Source organism: Stenotrophomonas pictorum JCM 9942 (assembly GCF_001310775.1).
Classification (GTDB): domain Bacteria; phylum Pseudomonadota; class Gammaproteobacteria; order Xanthomonadales; family Xanthomonadaceae; genus Stenotrophomonas; species Stenotrophomonas pictorum.
The window spans coordinates 1-5507 of the sequence record NZ_BAZI01000185.1; the positions used below are offsets into that span (position 1 = coordinate 1).

Genomic DNA, 5507 nt, shown 5'->3' on the forward strand with positions numbered 1-5507 from the left:
GTGGCGGGGGCGGTATTCAGGCGATGCCGCGATCCGCACAGGAGGCGTGGTTGCCGGGCAGCAGTGCCGGGCATGAGCGGCCACGCAAGCGAACGCGCCGGACCGGGCCCTGGCCGCGGCGACGGCTCCAGGAGGATTAGGGGCGGTTCACCCCGGAATTGACAACTATTCGCGTTTGCGTTTGAATCTCGATCAGCCGCTTCCGGCTGCTCAAGGCCCACGCATCATGTACGTCTGCATCTGCACCGGAGTTACCGATCACCAGATCCGCGAAGCCGCACTGGCGGGTTGCGAAACGGTGGCAGAGCTGACGATGCGTACCGGGTGCGGGTCCAATTGCGGCTCTTGTCTGGAGATGGCGGCCGGCCTGCTGGAGCAGGCCCGCAACACCCGGGCCCTGCCGCTCCCCGTCCTGGGGATGGCCCGCGCCGCGTAAGTCCCAGCGGGGCTTCCCCCAAGGTGAGCCCGTGTTGGGGCTAATGATCACGATTCGCGTTCCTTCATGCGGCATCCGCAAGCGTTACAGTGCCCGCGTTCAACTGCGGGAGCGAGTGCAATGAAGGGCGACGCCAAGGTCATCGAATTCCTCAACAAGGTCCTCTACAACGAGTTGACCGCCATCAACCAGTACTTCCTGCACGCCAAGATGCTGAAGAACTGGGGGCTGAAGGAACTGGCCGAACACGAATACAAGGAATCGATCGACGAGATGAAGCACGCCGACGTGCTGTCTGATCGCATCCTGTTCCTTGAAGGACTGCCGAACTTCCAGGCGCTGGGCAAGCTGCGCATCGGCGAAAATCCCACCGAGATCCTCAAGTGCGATCTGGCGCTGGAGATCGAAGCGGTGACGGTATTGCGCGATGCGGTGGCCTACGCCGAGTCCATCGGTGACTACGTCAGCCGCGAGTTGTTTGTGAAGATCCTCGATTCCGAGGAAGAGCACATCGACTGGCTGGAAACCCAGCTGGATCTGATCGCGCGCATCGGCGAGCCGAATTATCTGCTGACCAAGCTGGACGACTGATCCGGCTTCAGTGGTCGACGGTGCTGTTGGTTTCGCGGATTCCGGCCTGGTAGCCGGTCAGTGCCAGGCGCGCGCGCGCGAACTCGGCGATGATCAGCGCGACCATCACCGCCGGCCTTTCCAGGGTGCCGGCGCGGGCATCCAGTTCCACCCGGCGCGCCGCGGCTGACAGCGCCAGCGCGCCGACATTGGCGCTGGAGGATTTCAGGCTGTGGGCCAGCTCGCGCAACTGGTCCAGATCGGCGTTGGCCGCCGCGTCCTGCAGTCGACGGACCAGCGGTGCGGTGTCATCGAGAAACACCTCGATGATGGTGGCGGTTTCTCCGCCGGCGATTTCCCGCAGCTCATCGAGCACTTCGCGCTCGAGCACCGGCAGCGAAGTGGCCGGCGGCATGCTGGATGGCGTTTCCACCGGAGGGGGGGCCATCGCAGGGTGCATGTCCGGCACCGCGGAAGCAGTGGCTGCGCAGGCCGGTTTGCACCAGCGGCGCAGGCAGGCGGCGAGCTCGTCACGGGCGATGGGCTTGGACAGGTAGTCGTCCATCCCGGCATCCAGACAGCGCTGGCGATCGCCCGCCATGGCGTTGGCGGTCATCGCGATGATTGGCAGTCGGTGCAGGCCCGCAGCGGTCTCGTGCTCGCGCCAGCGGCGCGTGGCGCTGTAGCCATCGAGCACCGGCATCTGGCAGTCCATCAGCACCGCGTCGTAGCGTTGTGCGCGCATCTTCTGCAGGGCGATCTCGCCGTGGACTGCGGTGTCGGCCGCGCAGCCGAGGACGGCCATCAGCTTCTGCGCGACCAGCAGGTTCACCGGGTTATCTTCGACCAGCAGCACGCGTGCTCCGGCCAGTGCGGTGGGGGTGTCCGGCTCGGCCTGGGCGGCTGCCGATTGCGGGGCGGGCGTCGCCGGTGTTGGCGCCTGAATCACCGGCGCCAGCATTGCGCGCAGATCCGCATCCGGCTTTGCCGTGACAGCAGGTTGCCATGGGCGCGCAGTTCTTCGGCGACCGGCATATCTCCGTAGAGCCAGATCAGGCGCAGGTCGCCGTGCTCGTTGCGGGCGATGGCGCGCTGCAGTGCCAGGGCGCTCTGGCGCAGGGGTTCCAGATCGCCGATGACGGTGTGATAGGCGTTGGATGCGGTGCCATTGCGCAGGCGCTCGAGCGCCTCCTGCACCGTATCCACTGCGTGGACCGCAAAGCCCCAGTGCGGGAGTGCCAGCTCCAGCCGCTGGCGCAGACGCGGTTCGGGTGTGACCAGCAGTACCCGAGTCTTGTTCTCTACCGGAGCCGTCTGGCGCAGATCGCCGATCACCTTCAGCAGGGGAATCTCGAACCAGAACGTGGCGCCGCTGCCCGGGGTGGAAACCACGCCGATGCTGCCGTGCATCAGGTCGATGATGCGTTTGCAGATGGCCAGTCCCAGCCCGGTGCCGCCATACAGCCGCGTGGTGGAGGCATCGGCCTGGGTGAAGGCGTTGAACAGGCGCTCCTGCTGGGCCGCATCGATCCCGATGCCGGTGTCGTGCACTTCAAAGCGCAGCTGGTGCTGGGCATTGGTTTCGCCCAGTCGTTTGACCTGGATCTGGATGCTGCCGCGCTCGGTGAACTTGATCGCGTTGACCAGCAGGTTGCTCAGCACCTGGCGCAACCGTACCGGATCGCCGCGCACCGAAAGCCGTACCGCCGGATCCAGTGCCAACGTGATGCGCAGGCCCTTGTGCTCGGCCGAACGCTGCATCAGTTGCAGCATCGAATCGAGCAGTTCGCGCAGGTTGAAGGTGGTGATCTCCAGCTCCAGCCGGTTGGCTTCAAGCTTGGAGTAATCGAGGATGTCATCGACGATGCGGAACAGCTGGCGCGAACTTTCGCTGGCGGTGTTGAGCATCTCCCGCTGTTCCGGCTCCAGGTGTCCCTGCGCAACCAGTTCAAGCATCGGGATGATGCCGTTGAGAGGGGTGCGGATCTCATGGCTCATCGTGGCCAGGAACTCGCTCTTGGCCAGGGTCGAAGCCTCGGCCTCCTGCTTGGCCTGCAGCAGCTGCTGTTCGAGCCGGGTGTGTCGCTGCTCTTCCTGCCGCAGTCGCAGCAGTTCGCGCTCGCTCTGTAACGCGCGGCTTCGCTGCAGTGCCAGGGTGTCTGCCAGGTGGCGGCTGGCGAAAACGGCGAACAGGGCGGAGGCGCCAGCGCCGAGCATGGCGCCGGTTGCGGCCAGGGCTGCGAAGCGGGGCGGCAGCAGCCAGACACATGCTGCCGCGGCGATCGCCAGCATCGCCGCGGCGATCGCCCATCCGGTGGCTGACGGTGTGTGCTCGGCCGAGCGCCCGCTCATAGCACCGCGTTCTGGAAATCGAAGTTAAGCTCCGTGCCCACCGACTGCACCACGTTGCCCTGGATGAAGTCGACCCCGCTCATCCACATCGCTGCGGCGGCCTGTGGGTCCTCGATCTGCTGGCCGATGACCTGCAGCCCGGCGTGATGGGCGCTGGTGATGGCCAGCCGCAGCTCATCGCGCAGTTTCTGGCTGCCGGCACTGCCGGCGAAGCGACCGGCCATGCGGACGTAGCTCAGCGGCAACTGGCTGAGCAGTGCATTGGCCTCGTCGCCGGGCTCGAACTGGCTCAGGCAGAACTGCACACCTGCCGGCATCAGCCGGGTACAGAACTGCTGCAGGGTGACCGCATGCACCAGTGCGTCGCCCAGGCGGACATCCACCACCAGCGAGCTGCCGGGCACCTGGCGCTCCTGCAGTGCATTCAACAGCCAGTTGGCGAAGCTCTCGCGCGCCAGTGTGCGCAGCGACTGCGAGACAAACAGCCGCATCGGTGGCGTGGCATGCTGGTACAGGTGCAGCATGCCCAGTGCGTGGTCGAGCATCTGCTGGTCGAGGTCGGCGATGCGGCCGGCGGCTTCGGCGGCGGGAATGACCTGCCCGGCGGACAGCAGGGTGCCGTTGCTCTGGCGCAGGCGCAGCAGCACCTGGTACTGGGCGGTGTCGCCACCGGCGACAGCGACGATGGGCTGGTAGGCCAGTTCGATCTGGCCGTCCAGCAGGGCCAGGTGTTCATGCGTGGCGTCTTCGCTGCCCTGGTAAGCCACCAGACCGTCGGGGTGCAGGCGTGCCAGCAGCGCGGTGCGCTCCACCGCCTCCAGCGCGCTGCCGGCATCGGCGAAGCCGTGTGACAGGCCGGCATAGCCGATGGCGCAGCGCAGGTGGACCGATTCGTCCTCGCGCGCGATCAATGGATGGGCCGACAGCGCTTGGCGCACCGCGCCTGCCAGCGGTGCCAGTGCTTCTTCGTCGATACCGCGGGTAAGCAGCAGGAAGCTGTTGTCGTTCAGACGGGCCAACAGATGCGGCCGCGCCGCCTCGGCCAGGCGTCGTCCGGCCTGCACCATCAGCCGTTCGAAGGCGGCATAGCCATAGCGTTCGCGCAGCCCCAGGGCGCTGGCCACTTCGATGAACATCACGCCACCGGGCTGCCGTTCGGCCAGGGCGGTGTCCAGCTGCAGCATCAGGTTGTGGCGGGTGGGCAGGCCGGTCTCGGGATTGTTCATCACCGGCGCGGTGTCGCTGCGTCCTTGTGCCTGCTGGCGTGAGCGGCGGATACGGTTGGAAACCGCTGCCACCAGATGGCGCGGCCGGATCGGTTTGGTCAGGAAGTCGTCGGCGCCGCTGTCGAGCACCTCGAACTGGCGCTCGGGATCCATATCGCCGGTCAGGAACACGATCGGCAGCAGCTGCTGGTCCGGCCGCTGGCGGATCAGCGCGGTCAGGCGCATGCCGTCCAGGCCGGGCATGTGCAGGTCCATCAGGATCAGGTCCGGGCGGTGCTCGGTGATGGCCTGCTGCACGCCCTCCACTTCCATCTGCACGATGGCCTGCATGCCGGCGCCGTGCAGCACACTTTGTGCGAACAGCGCCTGGGAGCGGTCGTCCTCGACGATCAGCACGCGATACGGTGCTTCGCCGGCGGCCTGATGATTGCTGTTCTCGTTGCGGGCCGCCGAAGGCACCGGGGCGGGTGCCTGCGTCTGTTCGGGCTGGGTGATGCTGGCAGGCACGTTCTCCACACTCCAGCGCTGCCAGTAATTGGCCGGTGGGGTTTCCGCGCGGATCGGTCGTGCGGAGGAAATCACAGTGTCGTTGGTGGCCATCGGTACTCCCGGTCGACCGTGGATTATGCGGTCAAGCCGACGGTGGCAGCGAATGATCGCCCGGTGCCGGCGCTTGTGCGGGCCGCGCAGCGGGCGGGGGGGGCGGCGAACAGCGGCGCAATCCGCGCCAGAGCATGCGCCAGATCAGCCATACCGTCAGCGCACCGATCAGGCTGGCGCCGATCACGAACACCAGCGCCAGCCACGGGTTGGCCAGCGCCAGCGCCAGCCCGCCGATGACCACGCCATCCTCGGCGGTGGATGCGACCCAGTTGCTGGCCGGCTCCGGCGAGGTGTTGAGCAAGGCGCGGGTACCGGCCTTC

At 66.7% G+C, this 5507-nt stretch carries 4 protein-coding genes and 2 pseudogenes; 3 read left to right on the top strand and 3 right to left on the bottom strand.

The features are described 5' to 3' along the window. From JCM9942_RS20240 to bfr, 3 genes and pseudogenes are all read left to right on the top strand, one after another. Positions 1–140 (top strand): annotated as a pseudogene (locus JCM9942_RS20240) (RNA pyrophosphohydrolase); the annotation flags it as partial. 86 nt (positions 141–226) lie between these two features. After that, a complete protein-coding gene (locus JCM9942_RS10205) occupies positions 227–436 on the top strand; it encodes a (2Fe-2S)-binding protein (RefSeq protein ID WP_054659452.1) in 210 nt (69 codons plus the stop codon). Between the two features lie 120 nt (positions 437–556). After that, positions 557–1027, top strand: a complete 471-nt coding sequence (bfr, locus tag JCM9942_RS10210) for a bacterioferritin (RefSeq protein WP_054659448.1) — start codon at positions 557–559, stop codon at positions 1025–1027. A 7-nt stretch (positions 1028–1034) separates the two neighbouring features. Here bfr and JCM9942_RS10215 read toward each other — a convergent pair. From JCM9942_RS10215 to JCM9942_RS10225, 3 genes and pseudogenes are all read right to left on the bottom strand, one after another. Continuing rightward, positions 1035–3358, bottom strand: a pseudogene (locus JCM9942_RS10215) (ATP-binding protein). Next, positions 3355–5184 carry an EAL domain-containing protein gene (locus tag JCM9942_RS10220; RefSeq protein WP_054659450.1) on the bottom strand — a complete coding sequence of 610 codons (1830 nt, stop codon included), beginning with the start codon at positions 5182–5184 and terminating at the stop codon, positions 3355–3357. The pseudogene JCM9942_RS10215 and the gene JCM9942_RS10220 overlap by 4 nt, the downstream one beginning before the upstream one ends. Positions 5185–5215: 31 nt before the next feature. After that, the coding region (locus JCM9942_RS10225) for a DUF4126 domain-containing protein (protein ID WP_157722862.1) at positions 5216–5507 on the bottom strand (292 nt) is incomplete at its 5' end.